Source organism: Methanoregula sp., assembly GCA_026625165.1.
In the GTDB taxonomy this organism is placed as follows: domain Archaea; phylum Halobacteriota; class Methanomicrobia; order Methanomicrobiales; family Methanospirillaceae; genus MVRE01.
The window spans coordinates 484,858-501,409 of the sequence record CP112999.1 but is presented as its reverse complement, the minus strand read 5'-3'; the positions used below and the strand labels follow the sequence as shown (position 1 = coordinate 501,409).

The following is a 16,552-nucleotide window of genomic DNA, read 5'->3' as shown; positions in this document are numbered from 1 at the left end:
TGGCAATGGATTTTAAATGCTTTCTGAAATGCTGCTTTTTATGCTTTTTTTATAAAAAAATTAGAGCACCTTGTAGAGCTCAATCTTGTACGGCCCGAGAGTCCCGCCGAAATTCCCTGCAGAGATGAACTTCACGCCCGGGACATGCACTGCAGCCCTGATCCCGGCTGCCATTGCCGCGGCAACACTCTTCTCGTCAAGCCCGTCGATGACGATCTCATAGACTGCCTTGACCCCTGCAGGAATCTTGCTGTCCGGAACTTTCTCCCGGAGCGTCGGGCAGTACTTCTCGTTGGTGGATGCAGGCATGAACTTGTATTTTATGCTGCCGACCTTGGAACCGCTTGCCACGATGCCTCCGGGGAAACTGGTGATGGTGCCGGGGACTTTTGCAATCGCACTGCTTGCTGCATCAGCCGCAACGAGTGCTGCCATCTGGTTCTCGCCCATGACAAAGAAATTGCCTCCCGCAACCCCCTTGACGATGCCAAACTCCTCTTCACCGACATATTCGCCGTTCATGATCGGGATGACCCAGCATTTCCTGCCGCCGACTTCCTTCTGGTATTCATACCCGTCGCCAAAGAAATGGAGCTTTACCGCGATCTTTTCCTCTGAATTTGTGATGCCGTTGAAAACTGCAGTTGTTGGTGCAGTGAGGACGCATTCTGCAAGCCTCTCGACGACCTGCTCTTTGAGTTTTTTCTTGCTGGCACAGATCAGGATTGAGACGCCGGGGCGCCCGTCCGGGGTCTGTGCACCGTCAAGTTCCTGTTCGATGCCTGCCTCGCACGGACAGCCGATCGCTGATGTCGCAAAGCCTGTCGCTTCAGTTGCTGCCTTCCGTGCCCATTCCGTTGTGACTGCCGTGATGATGATCCGGCAGATCCAGGTTGGGAACGCTTCTGCATACGTGTTGTCAATTGTAACGCCGTTGATTTCCATACATAACCTCCGGTACCACAACAGTTGCATACTTACTATTCAATAAATTTTCTAAATTAATTTCAGGATCAAGAGCGCACAAAAAAATGGTTTAAAAGTACACAACAAGGGGTTAACTTGAATAAAAAATTAAAATTTAAAAATTAAAAAAACATCGTGGTTTTACCAATTTTCCTGACTTAATTTCAGAACATTTATCTGTAAATCTTAACCACTCTTCAGATAGTCGATTTTTAAAAAATCGATCATAGCTGGTGCGTGAAAAAAGAATGACATTTGCAGTACATATCAACATGGAAAATTGTACTGGCTGTAACAATTGTGTAGTCGCATGCCCTGTTGACGCATTGGAGCTTCACACGGTGGAACCTTCTTCGAAGGAGAAGATCTACAAGGTCAAGGACGGAAAATCTGTGGTCCTTGATTTCAAAGGTGAGCTCTGCGCCGGTTGCGGCGTCTGCGTCCAGGCTTGTCCGCACGATGTTATCAGGCTGACAGGACCCTGGGAATCCAGGATTCCGGCAAAGGTACAATAGAGGAGTAGTGTGAGGGTTAGTTCATGAACACATTGTTTCCAAAGTTTTCAAAAAAGCGAGACGGTGTCAACGTTGTGATGGAGCAGCGCCTCCTGCAGAGCGTTAACAACCTGATTCTCAATTCAGAGACGTGCACAGGATGTGGCATCTGCGTTGATGCATGCCCGGAAGAGGCGATTGTGCTCGGTCTCGTCGGTGCTTCAAAGCGTGGTGCTATTGATTACGCTGCGCCGGTGGATGTCGACGAGGTCAAGTGCTCGTACTGCGGCGTCTGCGTAGTCATGTGCCCGTTCAATGCACTGACTCTGAAGGTTGACGGACAGGAGAAGCTCCCGATTCTTGAAAAGGAAGGCTTCCCCCAGTACGACATGAAAGCAGAGATCGACAACGAAAAGTGTGTCAAGTGCACGATCTGCGAAGAGGTCTGCCCCCGTGACGCGATCAGCCGGGAAGTCCCCGCTTACGAAGGGACGTACAAGGAACCGGTTGCAGGGGCAAAGGACCGTCAGACTGCAATCAAGACAAAGACAACTTTTACCGTCGATAAAGAGAAATGCACATACTGCGGCCTGTGCGGTGCACTCTGTCCTGCAATCGTGGTGAAGCACAAGGAATTTACCGCTGAGACCGGCAAAATCGAGGGCGAGGTTATCTGGGACGAGACCAAATGCGACGCATGCAAGGTCTGTGTCGAGGCCTGCCCCGAGGAATGCATGACGGTCGAGCGCGAGGTCATTTCCGACAAGGTGGATGGCAAGGTTGAGATCATACAGGACAACTGCTGCACCTGCCAGTGGTGCTCGCGGAACTGCCCGCCTGAGGCCATTACTGTCGAGAAGATCTTCGAGGGCGACATCGAGTTCCATGCAGAAAAATGCCCCGGCGGCTGCTCGACATGTGCCGAGATCTGCCCGGCAAACGCGATATACCTCCCGTCAACAGTCCCCGCAGCGGACATGAAGGGTAAGATCGAGCCCACGATCGCGGTCAACAAGGACTTCTGCATCCTGTGCGGCGCCTGCGTCAATGCATGCCCGGGCGAGGATATTATTATCATGCAGAGGACCGGAGTTCGCATCAAGGGCACAGAGACCGACCTGTTCAAGAAGATTAAGGAGAAGCTCTTCACCAAGAGGACATCGAAGGTGAAGGAAGACGTGACCGGACAGGTTTCAATTAAAATAATGGAGAAGGCGTGATGAGTATGGCACGAGTAAAAGGTTACCCGGAAGCTCTGGAGAAGAAACTCCGTGATCAGCGGTACTATCGTGAGGATTCAAATCCTGAATTTCTCCCGAAAGTGAAAGGAATCTCACGCACCATTGCACACATGTGTTACCAGTGTGGCACCTGTACCGGCTCATGCCCGTCCGCTCCCCGCAGCACTTACCGGATCCGCCATTTCATGAGGCGGGCAGTGCTGGGGCTCGAGAACGAGGCACTGACTGACCCCGACCTCTGGTTATGTACCACCTGTTACAGCTGTACAGACCGTTGCCCGCGGGATATCGCACCCACAGATGTAATAATGGCAATGAGGAACCTCGCATTCAAGAGAGACATTGTGCCGGTAAACTTCCTCAAGACCGTGCAGGCGATTTATTCATCCGGGCACGGTGTGCCTAATAATGATGTGAACCGTGCAGCCCGCGAGCGGCTCGGGCTTACCCGTGATCCGCCGACCACCCACATGTATCCGGAATATGTCAAAGGCATCCAGAAGATCCTTGACCATTACAAGCTCAAGGCAAATGCCGACCGGATCGTCAAAGAACGGGAGGGGTAAGATACCATGTCAGAAGCAAAACACAAGTTCGCATTCTACCTCGGCTGCATTGCCCCGAACCGGTACCCCGGCTGCGAATCCGCATCCATCAAAGCTATGAAAAAACTCGGCGTTGAGCTGGTACCTCTCAAGGGTGCAAGCTGCTGCCCGGCACCAGGTGCATTCGGTTCGATTGACCTCAATGTATTCTATGCCATGGCTGCCCGCAACCTCGTGCTTGCCGAGCAGATGAAGACTGATATCGCCCTGCTCTGCAACGGGTGCTACAAGTCCATCTGGGAAGTCAACCACAAGCTCAAGCACAACCCGGACCTGAAGGATGGCGTGAATGAGGTCTTAAAAGAAATCGACATGGAATACAAGGGCACCATCAATGTGTACCACACTGCCGAACTGCTCTATAATGACAAGTTCATCGGTGTCCAGAAGGTACGCGACAGCGTGACAAATCCCCTGAAGGGAGCACGTATCGCTGTCCATTACGGCTGCCACCTTGTCAAGCCCCACAAGGACCGTGAGTTTGAAAAAGAGGACATGCTGAACACCGAACGCCCGACATGGATGGAAGAACTGGTTGCCGCACTGGGAGCAACCCCGGTTGAGTACCGGAACAAGATGCAGTGCTGCGGGGCCGGTGGCGGTGTCCGCGGGTACGATATCGTGCACTCGCTGGATATCACAAATGAGAAGCTGATCAACCTCAAAGAGGTAAAAGTGGACGCCCTTACCGATATCTGCCCGTTCTGTCAGCTGCAATTCGACCGCGGCCAGATCGAGATCGAGGAGAAATTCGGTGTCAAGTATGGTCTCCCCGTACTGCACTATGCAGAGCTTCTGGGACTGGCACAGGGAATGAGCCCGCAGGATCTCGGGCTGGACCTCCATGGTATCAGCTGCGAACCATTCCTGCAGAAGGTCCTGTGAGGTGAGAAAGATGGCTGAAAAGAAGAAAGCAGGGTCCAAGAAGATGGAAGTAAAGAAGGAAGCCCCGGTAAAACAGGAGGCAAAGAAGCAGGCAGCACCAGCACCCAAGCAGGCTCCCGCAAAGGCAGCACCGACCACCGGCAGCAAGGAACAGCCCCGCATCGGCGTATTTATCTGCCACTGCGGTACCAACATCGCCGGTTCATTGGATATCACTGCCGTGCAGGACTATGCAAAAACCCTCCCGAATGTCGCCTATGTTGACAACTACAAGTACGTGTGCTCGATGCCCGGGCAGGAAGTGATAATGAAGGCAATCAGGGAGCAGAAGCTGACCGGCACCGTTGTTGCTGCATGTTCCCCGCGTCTCCATGAACCGACATTCAGGACTGCCACAAAGGAAGGCGGCCTCAACCCGTTCCGGTTCGAGATGGCAAACATTCGCGAACAGAACTCGTGGGTGCACATGCACGACCGCGAAGGTGCGACCGCAAAGGCAAAGGATGCCGTGCGGATTGCCGTTGCCAAGGCATCGCTCCTGCAGGACCTGTTCCCGAAGACGGTTCCTGTTGAACACGCGGCATTGGTCGTCGGTGCTGGAGTTGCCGGTATGCAGGCAGCACTCGATCTATCCGCAGCAGGGATCAAGACATACCTCGTTGAATCGAAACCGACCATCGGCGGAAAGATGTCCCAGCTGGACAAGACCTTCCCGACGCTGGACTGTTCACAGTGTATTTTAACACCAAAGATGGTGGATGTCGGGAGAAGCCCCAATATCGAACTGATGACCTACAGCGAGGTCGAAGCCGTTGAAGGATATATCGGCAACTTTGACGTGACCATCCGGAAGAAAGCCCATGGTGTCCTTACCATGGCGGAGGCGGACGCCCGAGGGATTGTCGGCGGCGGCTGCAATGGCTGCGGTGACTGTGAAGCGCCGTGCCCGGTTATCAAGCCCAACGATTTCGAGATGGGCATGAAGCCCCGCAAAGCGATCTATATCAGTCACCCGCAGGTAGTGCCGCTCCTGTACACCATTGACTTTGACTCCTGTATCAAGTGCGGTCTCTGTATAACAGCATGCGGCGAAAAGAAGGCAATCGATCTCGAACAGAAGGATGAACTGGTCAAGATCAAGGTGGGGACAGCAGTCCTTGCTATCGGGTACGACCTCTTCCCCATCGAGAAGAAGACCGAGTGGGGATACAAGAAATTCGAGAACGTCGTCACGAGCCTTGAGTTCGAGCGGCTGATCTGTGCATCCGGCCCGACTTCCGGTCACCTTGTCCGCCCGAGCGATGGCGAGACGCCCAAGCGCGTGGCATTTGTGCTCTGCGCCGGCTCGCGTGACAACACAGGCATCGGCAAACCGTACTGTTCACGATTCTGCTGCATGTACTCACTCAAGCACGCCCACCAGATCTACGAAAAGATTCCTGGTGTGCAGTCATATCTCTTCTACATGGATATCCGTTCATTCGGCAAGATGTATGAAGAGTTCTATTACCGCATCCAGGACGAGGGGGCGAAGTTTATCCGCGGCCGCGTGGCAAACATTCTCGAAGACCCGGTCACCAAGAACCTCCACGTGTATACCGACGACACCCTTCTCAACCGCCCGGTTGACATGGAAGTCGACCTCGTGGTGCTTGCAGCTGCAGTGCAGCCGTCTGAAGATACCAACAGGACACGCAAACTGTTCGGTGTTTCGTGTTCGATGGACGGCTGGCTCTTGGAAGCCCACCCGAAGCTGAACCCCTGCGGTACGACAACTGCCGGTGTGTTCCTTGCCGGTGCCTGCCAGGGACCAAAGGATATTCCTGACGCGGTGGCTTCCGCGGAAGGCGCTGCATCGGCCGCAAGCATCCCGATCCACAAGGGAGAAGTCGAGCTCGAGCCGTACTTCGCCATGTGCATCGAGGAGAAATGCGCCGGGTGCGGCATGTGTGTGAACCTCTGCCCGTACAGTGCCCTTGCTCTCGTTGAGAAGGACGGCCGCACGGTGATGGAAGTCACCGAAGCAAAGTGTAAAGGCTGCGGTACCTGCGGAGGATTCTGCCCCGGTGGCGCCATATGGATGAACCACTTTGCCACCCCGCAGATCGTGGCTCAGATCGATGCGTTCCTCCTCGGAGGTGAACAGTAATGGCTGATGCAGAATGGAAACCCAAGATCATCGGTCTTCTCTGCAACTGGTGTTCCTATGCCGGCGCTGACCTTGCCGGAGGCGGCCGTATCCAGTACCCGCCCGATGTCAGGGTCGTTCGCGTGATGTGCACCGGGCGTCTGGACCAGCTCTTTGTGCTAAAGGCATTTGCTGACGGGGCGGATGGTGTACTCGTATCAGGATGCCACTTCGGCGACTGCCACTACCTTGAGGGCAACTATAAGGGAGCAAAGCGGATGTTCATGGTGAAGCGCCTGATGAAGAGCATCGGGCTTGACGACCGGCGCTTCCGGATGACCTTTGTCTCGGCATCTGAAGGTGCAAAATGGGCGACGGTTATTACTGACGTCGTCAAGACCGTAAAAGAGCTCGGTCCGAGCCCGATTACGGAGTCTGGTAAGTAACGGAGGAGTTCACAGTGGCTGCAATTAATCTGAACCTGATCTCGGGTCGCAGCATCCAGCAGGGTGTGGCAATTGAAGGCGGGAAGGAAAAACCCGCCTACCGCACTGCTGCCGGGATTATCGAGCTCGATCCATCGGACCTCAAGAGACTCGGAGCCTGGAAAAACACCAATGTCAAGGTGACCAGCCCTCACGGCAGCGTAATCGTAAAGGCAATGGAAACATCCCAGGGACCGCACCCGGGCATCGGGTTCATCCCCATGGGACCGTGGGCGAATTCCATTGTTGACCCCAACACCTACTCCACCGGCATGCCCACGTTCAAGGGTACCCCGGTCACCGTAGAAGTCGCCATCAACGAACCCGTGCTACTCGGGATCGAACTGGTGCAGAAACAATGCGGGGTGAAATGATATGACCAAGACCATAACTGATGTGATCTGTCCCTTCTGCGGGACGCTCTGTGATGATCTTGAAGTCGTTGTGTCCGATGATGGTAAGAAACTCCTCGAAGTCTACAACGCGTGCGTTATCGGCACCGAGAAGTTCCTGCACTCCCAGTCCAAGGACCGCGTCACCCGCCCGCGACTTCACCAGCCTGACGGGACATGGAAAGAAATCAGCTATGATGAGGCGGCAGAGTATACCGCACAGATGCTCGCCAAAGCGAAAAAGCCCCTCATGTACGGCTGGAGCTCCACCAACTGTGAAGCCCAGAGTGTCGGCAACGAGATTGCCGAAATATCCCGTGCATGCTGTGACAATACCGCTGCAGTCTGCCACGGAACAACCCTGATCGCAGTGCAGGATATCGGCCTTCCGACATGTACCCTTGGTGAAGTCAAGAACCGTGCGGACCGCATCATATTCTGGGGCTGCAACCCGGCGCACGCCCACCCCCGGCACATGTCGCGGTACTCAATCTTCCCACGCGGATTCTTCACCGGCAAGGGACAGATGAGCCGCAAGATGATTGTCGTAGACCCACGTGTCACCGACACCGCAAAGATGGCAGATGTCCACCTGCAGATCGAGCAGGGACGCGACTACGAACTCCTTAATGCACTTCGTGTTGCACTCAACAACGAATGGCTCCCGGATTCTGTCGCAGGGATCCCCAAGGAGAAGATCCGTGAAGCTGCAGAAATGATGAAGAGCGGCCGGTTCGGGATCATCTTCTTCGGCATGGGTGTGACCCAGTCGCTGTCGAAAAACCATAATATTGATGAGGCGATTGCCCTTACAGTACACCTTAACGAGTTTACGAAATACTCAATCATGCCGATGCGGGGGCATTACAATGTTACCGGCTCCGGCGAAGTGTTTGCATGGCAGTTCGGGTTCCCGTACTCAATTGATCTCTCCAGAGGATTTGCACGCTATAACCCTGGTGACACCAGCTCCATTGACCTGCTGGTACGGGGCGAAATCGACGCGATGTTTACCATCGGAAGCGATCCTGGCGCCCACTTCCCAATCAGCGCCGTGAAGCCAATCGCGAACATGCCCTCGGTCTGTATTGACCCGCACCAAACACCCACGAGCGGTGTTTCAAAACTGCATGTCCCGGTGTCATTCAATGGCGTAGAAACCGGTGGCAACTGCTATCGCATGGACAACGTGCCCATCGACTGCCGCAAGGTTGTCGAGCCGCCCGAGGGCATGCTCTCCGATGAGCAGTTCCTCATCAAGGTCCGAGACCGGCTCAAACAGCTCAAGGGGGCAGCATAATCATGTCAGAATACATTATCAAGAACGGAAACGTATTTGACCCGGTCCAGGGCATCAAGGGGGACAAGGCTGACGTCGCCATCAAGGATGGTAAGATTGTCGCAAAAGCCGGTTCCGGTGCAAAGGTCATCGATGCCAAGGGCAAGACCGTCATGGCAGGTGCCGTGGAGATCCACGCCCACATTGCCGGGCCAAAGGTCAACCTTGGCAGGATCTACCGGCCTGAAGACAAGCTCTTCAGCTGCACACCCACAAAGGGCATGGAGCGGATGGGTGGAGGGGCCTCGATCCCGACGACGTTCAAGACCGGCTATGAGTATGCCAAGATGGGCTATACTACCGCGATGGAAGCGGCAATGCCCCCGCTCTTCTCCCGGCACGTGCACGAGGAGATCCGCGACACCCCGATCATCGATGAAGGGGCGTTCCCGGTCTTTGGCAACAACTGGTTTGTTATGGAGTACCTCAAGAACCACGAGGTCGAGAACACGGCTGCGTACTGTGCGTGGCTCCTCCGTGCAACGAAAGGATTTGCGATCAAGGTCGTGAACCCCGGAGGTACGGAAGCATGGGGATGGGGACTGAACTGCCTGTCCGTAAACGACCCGGTGCCGTATTTCGACATCACTCCCGCAGAGATCATCAAGGGACTGATCGAGGCAAACGAGTATCTCGGGCTACCGCACTCCATGCACATCCACCCCAACAACCTCGGGAATCCCGGTTGTTACGAGACAACGCTTGACACGCTGAAACTTGCATCTGGCTTTAAGGCAAAGAACAAATTCGGCCGCGAGCAGGTTATGCATCTAACCCATTCCCAGTTCCACTCTTATGGCGGGACGAACTGGGGTGACTTTGAGTCCAAGGCAAAGGAGATCACGGACTACGTGAACAAGAACAAGAACATCACCATCGATACCGGGAACGTAACGCTGGACGAAACCACCACGATGACGGCCGACGGCCCGTTCGAGCACCACCTCACCGGCCTCAACCACCTCAAGTGGGCGAACTGTGATGTGGAGCTCGAGACCGCAGCCGGTGTCGTGCCCTATATCTACAGCCCATCCATTTCGGTCTGTGCGATCCAGTGGGCAATAGGTCTTGAGATTGCGCTGATGATGAAAGACCCGATGCGCTGCTACATCACCACCGACCACCCGAACGCAGGACCGTTCACCCGTTACCCCCGTGTCATCAAGTGGCTGATGTCCACCAAGGCCCGTGAGGCACAGATTAACGCCTTCAAGCACAAGGACAAGGTGCTTTCCCAGACCAGCATCGGCAGCCTCGACAAGGAGATCTCACTTTATGAGCTTGCCCAGATGACCCGTGCAGGCCCGGCGAAATCTCTTGGTCTCTCCGCCATGTGCGGTGGCTTAAAGCCCGGTATGGATGCAGACGTTGCTGTATACGACTTCGACCCGGACAAACCCGTGGCAAACCCAGACGACATAGAGAAAGCCTTCTCGCGCTGCGCAGCCGTCTTCAAGAGCGGTGTGCAGGTCGTGAACAACGGCGAGATCATCTCTAACGGCCACAAGCGCACGCTCTGGGTCAATGTCAAGTCCAAGGAGAACCCGCAGGTCATGCGCGACATCAACGAGAAGTTCATCAAGTACTACAGCATGACGCAGGCCAACTACGAAGCGCTCGGGCACCACTTTATCCCGAACCCGTTTGCACTCGAGGTTGATGCAACTTAAAGGGAGGTATGGAGAAATGGAAACCGTTACCATTACCATGAAAAACCAACCTGCCCTGTATTTAGAGGCAGACAATGTTGCACCGGACAAATTCGCAGGAAAGAGCGCGGCACAGATCACCGACCTCCACGTGCATGAAGGGAACACGACATCCACGCTGGGCAAGTATTTCGAGGTGAGCGGGACTGCTGGCGCAACTGCAACTGACACCCGGATCCTTGTCAAGGGGGATGTAAAAAAGGTCAAGTATCTCGGCATGAAGATGAGCGCCGGAGAACTTGTCATCGAAGGCAGTACGGACCAGTACACCGGCGCCTGGATGACCGGGGGCAAGCTCCTTGCCAAGGGCAATGTCGATGCGTTTGCCGGAACCGCCATGAAGGGCGGCGAGCTCGTCATCGAAGGCAATGCCGGCAACTATCTTGGCGCTGCCTACCGGGGCGACTGGCGCGGGATGTCAGGCGGCAAAATTATTGTCAAGGGCAATGCTGGGGCCGACGTGGGCATGTACATGCTCGGCGGTGAGATTGTCATTGGCGGGAATGTGGATGTCCATGTCATGACCCATGCCGAAGGCGGGAAAGTAATCATCAAAGGCAACGCAAAGAGCAAACTTGGCGGACAGCTGGTCGACGGGACGATCATTGTCTTGGGCTCTATTGACGTGATGATGCCGGGCTACAAGCCCGCAGGCATTGTGGATCTCGAAGTTGATGGCGTAAAGGCAAAGTTTGCGCACTTCATCGGTGACACCGGTGAGCGCAAGAAGAAGCGGAAAGGCCAGATTGTGTACGGGAACCTGTACCAGAAGGTTTAAAAAAGCAAAAAAAATTCACGCAAACCAGCAAAACTGTCAATACCACAATATTATTATCGGACGGGGCATCTCCGTTATGCCCGGCAGCGGAAACCTGCCGGGCCCCACACTGCCCCAGAAACAAACTTTTAATAAGAGCGCACCGAAAATTCGGAAATGTTATCTGTTAATATATCATCAAGTAACACGTTTTTTTGTATTGTTAATACCGAGTAAAAAAAAAGATTCTTTCCAATATGCTATATTTGAACATTCCGCCATTTTATGTAATTATTTTTTATCTTATATACTATAAAAACCTCGATAAAAATAGCAACGCTTATATGGCGTAGTACGGTATCTTATCATGTCCCACCTTAGGGGACGTGCAATAGCGACTTTCATTCATCATCAGTGAACCTGTTAGTGCAGGCCATCGTTCAGTGACAGTATTGTATCGATGTCAAACACAAAATGGAGGAAATTATATGGCAAAATATAAAGACACAATCGACCTCTACGACGATGAGGGTAAGCTCTTAAAGAGCAATGTCACTCTTGACAAGGTCAGCCCGCTGGTCAACAAGGGAACAGCAGGTATCATCGACCTCACCAAGAGGACCGTCGCGGTTAACTTCGCCGGTATCGAAGAGGCATTAAAGACCGGAAAGATGGGCGGGAAGTCCAACCAGATTCTCGGCCGCAGCATGAACTGCAGCTGTGTCAAAGACTGTGACGCACTTTCAGCCAAGATCAAGGACATGGTCCAGGTCACCGACGGCGACAACACCAAGATCACCAAGGTCGGCGGCGGCAAGATGATCCTGGTCGAGGTCCCGACGGCACGTATGGATGCAGCAGCAACCTACGATGCGGCATCAACCGCAGTTGCGGCAGCCACCACCTATGCACTGATTGACCAGTACAAGGTCGGCATGTTCGACGGAGCTTACGTCAAGGGCGCAGTCTGGGGTACCTACCCGCAGACCATGCACATGGACGGCGGCAACGTTGTCTCGATCTTAAACATCCCGCAGAACAACGAAGGCCTCGGCTATGCACTGAGGAACATCCCCGCAAACCATGCGGCGATGATGACCCACCGGAATGCAATGCAGGGTGCAGCACTCTGTGCAACCTTCGAGCAGGCAGGGGAGTTCGAGATGGGTATGGCAATCGGCCCGTTCGAGCGTGCCCAGCTCCTGCTCTACGCATACCAAGGATTGAACGCAAATAACCTCGTCTACGACCTCGTCAAGAAGAACGGCAAGACCGGTACCATCGGTACTGTCGTGCAGAGCCTTGTCGAGCAGGCCATTGAGGACAAGGTCATCAAGGCAGGCAAGAAGGGCAAGAGCGGCTACATCTTCTACGAGACCAAGGACCCGATGATGTGGAACGCATACGCATCTGCCGGAACCCTCGCAGCAACCATGGTCAACTGTGGTGCCGGGCGGTTCGCACAGGCAGTCTCTGCAACACTGCTCTACTTCAACGACCTGCTCGAGCACGAGACCGGCCTCCCAGGCTCCGACTTCGGTCGTACCATGGGTGTCGCAGTCGGGTTCTCGTTCTTCAGCCACTCGATCTACGGTGGCGGCGGCCCCGGTGGTTTCAATGGTAACCACGTCGTTACCCGTCACGCAGCCGGTGTCGGTATGCCCTGTATCGTAGCAGCATGCTGTCTTGATGCAGGTACCCAGATGTTCGGCCCCGAACAGACGTCGAAGATCTACCAGGACACCTTCGGCCAGCTTGATTCATTCAAGAGACCGATCCAGACAATTGCGAAGGGTGTATAAACCCTCCCCGATACGAATGACCGAAGCCACGTTCCCCCAGTGCAGGATTGCTCCTGAGCGGTTCCTTAACCCCGAGACAACGGAACGCCTGCTGAACAAACTTGTAGCTCATCCCGGGATCCGGCGCATGGTCCTCAATGGACCACGCCTTCCCGCAACCGTTACCTATGGCCCCGCCAAAGGACTCGCTAATGCTCATTCCATGAGAAAGACGATCCATGTCGGGGACCAGGAGATGGAACTGCAGGTACATGTAGGCACCATCATACTCGAACTTGAGAACCGCGAGGTTATCCCTGCACTGCGTGCCGCGTGCGAGGAGGTCTTTACGGACTTTTCCTTCCGCATCCAGGAAGGGAAGTACATGAAGACCGAGCCTTCACTTACGGATTACTGCAAGTACGGCCCGGACGCGGACAAAATGATCATCGGAATGGCTGATCCAAAAAGCCGTTCCAGCCCCGTAATCATCCAGGGAATAAAATAATCATGCCGATTGGACGAGTAACCCAGGTTGTTGACTGCCGCGAGGCGATGGGCATGGGTAAAGGAGGCGGCATTGCCCAGAGGGGCACCATCTCCGAGTGCCGGTACCCGGATGTCATTGTGGTCGGGATGTCTCCCGGACGCCGCCACGTGACCAAGCCGGTGTGCGATATTACCTCGGGACTGCGACAGCAGGGCGTCGAATACAGCATCAGTACGCTGGTGCTGAACGCCGGTAGTGGCGTGCCGCCGGACGCACCGAAAATAGCAGGTGGCGTCATCGGCGCTTACTTTGGGCTTACCGACAAGGAGATCGTCCAGATCGAAAAACACAAGATCGCCATCCTCCACCACGGGAATGTTCGTTCCCATGTGGTGCACAAGGTCAGGTTTATTCTCCAGGCCTGTGATGTGAAGGCAGTTGTCGTTTCCCAGGCCCCGATCGATTACGAGGACCTCGCAAAGGAGGGAGTGAAGACCGCCGTGGTGATGCCGCCCGCAGACCGGATCCGTACGAAAGGTATGGTGATGGCGATTGTAAGCGGCGTTACCCGCGGCCAGACCCCTACACGTGAGAAGATGGCGGAAGTCATTTCGTCTGTCATGAGACTTTTGAAAAAAAAGGAAATAATGGAGTGAGAAAATATGGCATACAAACCCCAGTATGGACCAGGCCAGACTCATATCGCCGAGAACAGGCGAAAGCAGATGGACCCGGCCCGCAAGCTGGAAAAGATTCGCGACGTCACTGACAAGGACATTGTCCTTATCATGGGACACAAGGCACCCGGTGCAGCATATCCATCCTGCCACCCGCCGCTCGCCGAGCAGGGGGAGCCCAACTGCCCGATCCGCAAGCTTGTGACCCCGACTGATGGCGCAAAGGCCGGAGACCGCGTCCGCTACATCCAGTTCACCGACTCGATGTACAACGCACCCTGCCAGCCCTACCAGAGAAGCTATGTCGAGTCATACCGCTTCCGCGGCATTGACCCGGGTACTCTCTCAGGCCGTCAGATTGTCGAGTGCCGTGAGCGCGACCTCGAGAAGTACGCAAAGGAACTCGTCAACACCGAGCTCTACGATGCGGCACTTACCGGCGTCCGCGGATGCACGGTGCACGGACACTCTCTCCGTCTCGATGAGAACGGCATGATGTTCGACATGCTCCAGCGCTTTGTCATGGACAAGAAGACCGGGACCGTGAAGATCATCAAGGACCAGGTCGGCGTACCATTGGACACCGAAGTCAAGGTCGGCAAGCCGATGGACAACAAGTGGCTCAAGGCGCACACGACCATGTACCACTCGGTCTCAGGCACGGGATTCCGCGACGACCCAGAATACGTTGAGTACATCCAGCGAATCCACTCGCTAAGGGTGAAATACGGCTTCATGCCAAAGGAGGCCTGAACATGGCAAAAGCAGCAAAAATCGAGAGGACCCAGAAGCTCTTCCTCAAGGCAATGAAGACAAAGTTTGCGGCAGACCCCCAGGCAATGTCCACGGTCTACGAGCGCAAGGGTCTTGAGCAGTCCCCGCGTAAGATGGAGTTCGTCAAGGCAGGGCAGAAAGTCGCGATGGACCGCGGCATTTCCGCGTACGACCCCAAGCGCTGCCACTGCGGCGGTATCCCGCTCGGACAGCGCCAGCTGACAACCTACGAAGTCAGCACCACGGGAGTCTTTGTGGAGGGCGATGACCTGCACTTCGTCAACAACGCTGCAATGCAGCAGATGTGGGACGACATCCGCAGGACAATCATCGTCGGCCTCGACCTCGCCCACGGCACCTTACAGAAGAGACTGGGCAAGGAAGTCACCCCTGAGACCATCAACGAGTACCTCCACGTTCTGAACCACGCGATGCCTGGTGCAGCCGTCGTTCAGGAACACATGGTCGAGACTCACCCGTCACTCGTGGACGACTGTTACGTCAAGGTCTTCACGGGCGATGACGAGATGGCAGACGACATCGAGCCCCAGTTTGTCTTAAACCTCGATAAGCTCTTCCCGGCCAAGATGGCCGCACAGCTGAAGGCAGCAGTCGGCAAGTCGATGTGGCAAGCCATTCACATCCCGACAACTGTCAGCAGGACCTGTGACGGTGGGACCACCTCACGCTGGTCTGCAATGCAGATCGGTATGTCCTTTATCGGCGCGTACAAGATGTGCGCCGGTGAGGCCGCAGTCGCTGACCTTGCATTCGCCGCAAAGCACGCCGGTGTTATCCAGATGGCAGACATCCTGCCCGCACGCCGTGCACGTGGCCCGAACGAGCCCGGTGGCATCAAGTTCGGACACTTCGCCGACATGGTCCAGTCAGACCGCAAGTACCCCAACGACCCGATAAGGTCATCCCTTGAGATCGTTGCCGCAGGCACGATGCTCTTCGACCAGATCTGGCTCGGATCGTACATGTCCGGCGGTGTCGGGTTCACCCAGTATGCAACCGCAGCATACACCGACAACATCCTTGATGACTACACCTCCTACGGTGTGGACTACGTCAAGAAGAAACACGGTGGCATCGGCAAGGCAAAGGCGACACAGGAAGTCGTCAACGACATTGCAACCGAGGTCAACCTCTACGGTATGGAACAGTACGAGGAGTTCCCGACTGCACTCGAGTCCCACTTCGGTGGCTCACAGCGTGCATCCGTCCTTGCCGCAGCATCAGGTATCTCCACTGCACTGGCAACCGCCAACTCCAACGCGGGCCTGAACGGCTGGTACCTGTCCATGCTCATGCACAAGGAAGGCTGGTCACGTCTCGGCTTCTTCGGCTACGACCTGCAGGACCAGTGCGGTTCCGCAAACTCGATGTCGATCCGTCCCGACGAGGGATTACTCGGAGAGCTCCGTGGACCGAACTACCCGAACTATGCAATGAACGTCGGTCACCAGGGAGAATACGCCGCAATCGCGGGCTCAGCCCACATTGCACGTGGCGATGCATGGACCCTGTCCCCCTTAATGAAGATCACATTCGCCGACCCGTCGCTGAAGTTCGACTTCTCCGAAATCCGCCGCGAGTTCGCAAAGGGTGCAATCCGCGAGTTCATGCCCGCTGGAGAGCGCTCACTGATCATACCCGCAAGGTAAGTTCAGTACAACAACCAATCTCTTTTTTTTATTAGCTGACCGGCAGCCTTTAGGAGCCACACCCGATAACTGATGACCTCTTTTTCCCGGTAACAGACATCGTCACCAGTTCCCAGCCTCTGTCAGAATATTCCTTTACTTCTGCCAAGCGCCCGCATT

At 55.0% G+C, this 16,552-nt stretch carries 16 protein-coding genes; 15 read left to right on the top strand and 1 reads right to left on the bottom strand.

Going from position 1 to position 16,552, the window contains the following annotated elements; translation table 11 throughout:
• Window positions 1-60 precede the first annotated feature (60 nt).
• On the bottom strand, window positions 61-945 hold the full coding sequence (gene fhcD / locus OS112_02765) for a formylmethanofuran--tetrahydromethanopterin N-formyltransferase (GenBank protein WAC05565.1): 885 nt from the start codon (window positions 943-945) through the stop codon (window positions 61-63).
• A 269-nt stretch (window positions 946-1,214) separates the two neighbouring features.
• On the opposite strand from fhcD, the gene OS112_02760 reads away from it, so the two are divergent.
• The 15 genes from OS112_02760 (at window position 1,215) to mcrA (ending at window position 16,393) form a co-directional block, all read left to right on the top strand.
• Window positions 1,215-1,481 (top strand): 4Fe-4S binding protein, encoded by a 267-nt coding sequence (locus OS112_02760; GenBank protein WAC05564.1) that lies wholly within the window; start codon window positions 1,215-1,217, stop codon window positions 1,479-1,481.
• Between the two features lie 23 nt (window positions 1,482-1,504).
• Entirely contained in the window at window positions 1,505-2,680 is a 1,176-nt protein-coding gene (locus OS112_02755; protein WAC05563.1) for a 4Fe-4S binding protein, read from the top strand.
• Between the two features lie 5 nt (window positions 2,681-2,685).
• Entirely contained in the window at window positions 2,686-3,267 is a 582-nt protein-coding gene (gene hdrC / locus OS112_02750) for a CoB--CoM heterodisulfide reductase subunit C (GenBank protein WAC05562.1), read from the top strand.
• Window positions 3,268-3,273: 6 nt separating this feature from the next.
• On the top strand, window positions 3,274-4,191 hold the full coding sequence (gene hdrB / locus OS112_02745) for a CoB--CoM heterodisulfide reductase subunit B (protein WAC05561.1): 918 nt from the start codon (window positions 3,274-3,276) through the stop codon (window positions 4,189-4,191).
• Between the two features lie 10 nt (window positions 4,192-4,201).
• Entirely contained in the window at window positions 4,202-6,340 is a 2,139-nt protein-coding gene (locus OS112_02740; GenBank protein ID WAC05560.1) for a CoB--CoM heterodisulfide reductase iron-sulfur subunit A family protein, read from the top strand.
• Window positions 6,340-6,765 carry a hydrogenase iron-sulfur subunit gene (locus OS112_02735; protein WAC05559.1) on the top strand — a complete coding sequence of 142 codons (426 nt, stop codon included), beginning with the start codon at window positions 6,340-6,342 and terminating at the stop codon, window positions 6,763-6,765. The genes OS112_02740 and OS112_02735 overlap by 1 nt, the downstream gene beginning before the upstream one ends.
• A gap of 14 nt (window positions 6,766-6,779) precedes the next feature.
• The gene (locus tag OS112_02730; protein ID WAC05558.1) at window positions 6,780-7,178 is read left to right on the top strand and encodes a molybdopterin dinucleotide-binding protein; all 399 of its coding nucleotides are present in this window, start codon (window positions 6,780-6,782) and stop codon (window positions 7,176-7,178) included.
• Window position 7,179: 1 nt separating this feature from the next.
• Complete coding sequence (locus tag OS112_02725; protein ID WAC05557.1) at window positions 7,180-8,496, top strand: formylmethanofuran dehydrogenase subunit B; 1,317 nt, start codon at window positions 7,180-7,182, stop codon at window positions 8,494-8,496.
• A 2-nt stretch (window positions 8,497-8,498) separates the two neighbouring features.
• Window positions 8,499-10,205 (top strand): formylmethanofuran dehydrogenase subunit A, encoded by a 1,707-nt coding sequence (locus tag OS112_02720; protein WAC05556.1) that lies wholly within the window; start codon window positions 8,499-8,501, stop codon window positions 10,203-10,205.
• A gap of 16 nt (window positions 10,206-10,221) precedes the next feature.
• Window positions 10,222-11,022 carry a formylmethanofuran dehydrogenase subunit C gene (locus tag OS112_02715; GenBank protein ID WAC05555.1) on the top strand — a complete coding sequence of 267 codons (801 nt, stop codon included), beginning with the start codon at window positions 10,222-10,224 and terminating at the stop codon, window positions 11,020-11,022.
• Window positions 11,023-11,489: 467 nt separating this feature from the next.
• The gene (mcrB, locus tag OS112_02710) at window positions 11,490-12,803 is read left to right on the top strand and encodes a coenzyme-B sulfoethylthiotransferase subunit beta (protein WAC05554.1); all 1,314 of its coding nucleotides are present in this window, start codon (window positions 11,490-11,492) and stop codon (window positions 12,801-12,803) included.
• A 16-nt stretch (window positions 12,804-12,819) separates the two neighbouring features.
• Window positions 12,820-13,290, top strand: a complete 471-nt coding sequence (mcrD, locus tag OS112_02705; protein ID WAC05553.1) for a methyl-coenzyme M reductase operon protein D — start codon at window positions 12,820-12,822, stop codon at window positions 13,288-13,290.
• Between the two features lie 2 nt (window positions 13,291-13,292).
• Window positions 13,293-13,928 carry a methyl-coenzyme M reductase I operon protein C gene (gene mcrC / locus OS112_02700; GenBank protein WAC05552.1) on the top strand — a complete coding sequence of 212 codons (636 nt, stop codon included), beginning with the start codon at window positions 13,293-13,295 and terminating at the stop codon, window positions 13,926-13,928.
• Between the two features lie 6 nt (window positions 13,929-13,934).
• Window positions 13,935-14,702: a coenzyme-B sulfoethylthiotransferase subunit gamma gene (gene mcrG / locus OS112_02695; protein ID WAC05551.1), complete on the top strand. Its 768-nt coding sequence runs from the start codon at window positions 13,935-13,937 to the stop codon at window positions 14,700-14,702.
• A 2-nt stretch (window positions 14,703-14,704) separates the two neighbouring features.
• Complete coding sequence (gene mcrA / locus OS112_02690) at window positions 14,705-16,393, top strand: coenzyme-B sulfoethylthiotransferase subunit alpha (GenBank protein WAC05550.1); 1,689 nt, start codon at window positions 14,705-14,707, stop codon at window positions 16,391-16,393.
• Window positions 16,394-16,552 lie beyond the last annotated feature (159 nt).

Coding starts and splice junctions, on each gene's coding strand:
- mcrC (WAC05552.1), top strand. CDS start 13,293: ATGCCGATTGGACGAGTAACCCAGGTTGTTGACTGCCGCGAGGCGATG.
- OS112_02725 (WAC05557.1), top strand. CDS start 7,180: ATGACCAAGACCATAACTGATGTGATCTGTCCCTTCTGCGGGACGCTC.
- mcrB (WAC05554.1), top strand. CDS start 11,490: ATGGCAAAATATAAAGACACAATCGACCTCTACGACGATGAGGGTAAG.
- OS112_02720 (WAC05556.1), top strand. CDS start 8,499: ATGTCAGAATACATTATCAAGAACGGAAACGTATTTGACCCGGTCCAG.
- mcrA (WAC05550.1), top strand. CDS start 14,705: ATGGCAAAAGCAGCAAAAATCGAGAGGACCCAGAAGCTCTTCCTCAAG.
- OS112_02755 (WAC05563.1), top strand. CDS start 1,505: ATGAACACATTGTTTCCAAAGTTTTCAAAAAAGCGAGACGGTGTCAAC.
- mcrD (WAC05553.1), top strand. CDS start 12,820: ATGACCGAAGCCACGTTCCCCCAGTGCAGGATTGCTCCTGAGCGGTTC.
- mcrG (WAC05551.1), top strand. CDS start 13,935: ATGGCATACAAACCCCAGTATGGACCAGGCCAGACTCATATCGCCGAG.
- hdrC (WAC05562.1), top strand. CDS start 2,686: ATGGCACGAGTAAAAGGTTACCCGGAAGCTCTGGAGAAGAAACTCCGT.
- OS112_02715 (WAC05555.1), top strand. CDS start 10,222: ATGGAAACCGTTACCATTACCATGAAAAACCAACCTGCCCTGTATTTA.
- OS112_02735 (WAC05559.1), top strand. CDS start 6,340: ATGGCTGATGCAGAATGGAAACCCAAGATCATCGGTCTTCTCTGCAAC.
- hdrB (WAC05561.1), top strand. CDS start 3,274: ATGTCAGAAGCAAAACACAAGTTCGCATTCTACCTCGGCTGCATTGCC.
- fhcD (WAC05565.1), bottom strand. CDS start 945: ATGGAAATCAACGGCGTTACAATTGACAACACGTATGCAGAAGCGTTC.
- OS112_02740 (WAC05560.1), top strand. CDS start 4,202: ATGGCTGAAAAGAAGAAAGCAGGGTCCAAGAAGATGGAAGTAAAGAAG.
- OS112_02760 (WAC05564.1), top strand. CDS start 1,215: ATGACATTTGCAGTACATATCAACATGGAAAATTGTACTGGCTGTAAC.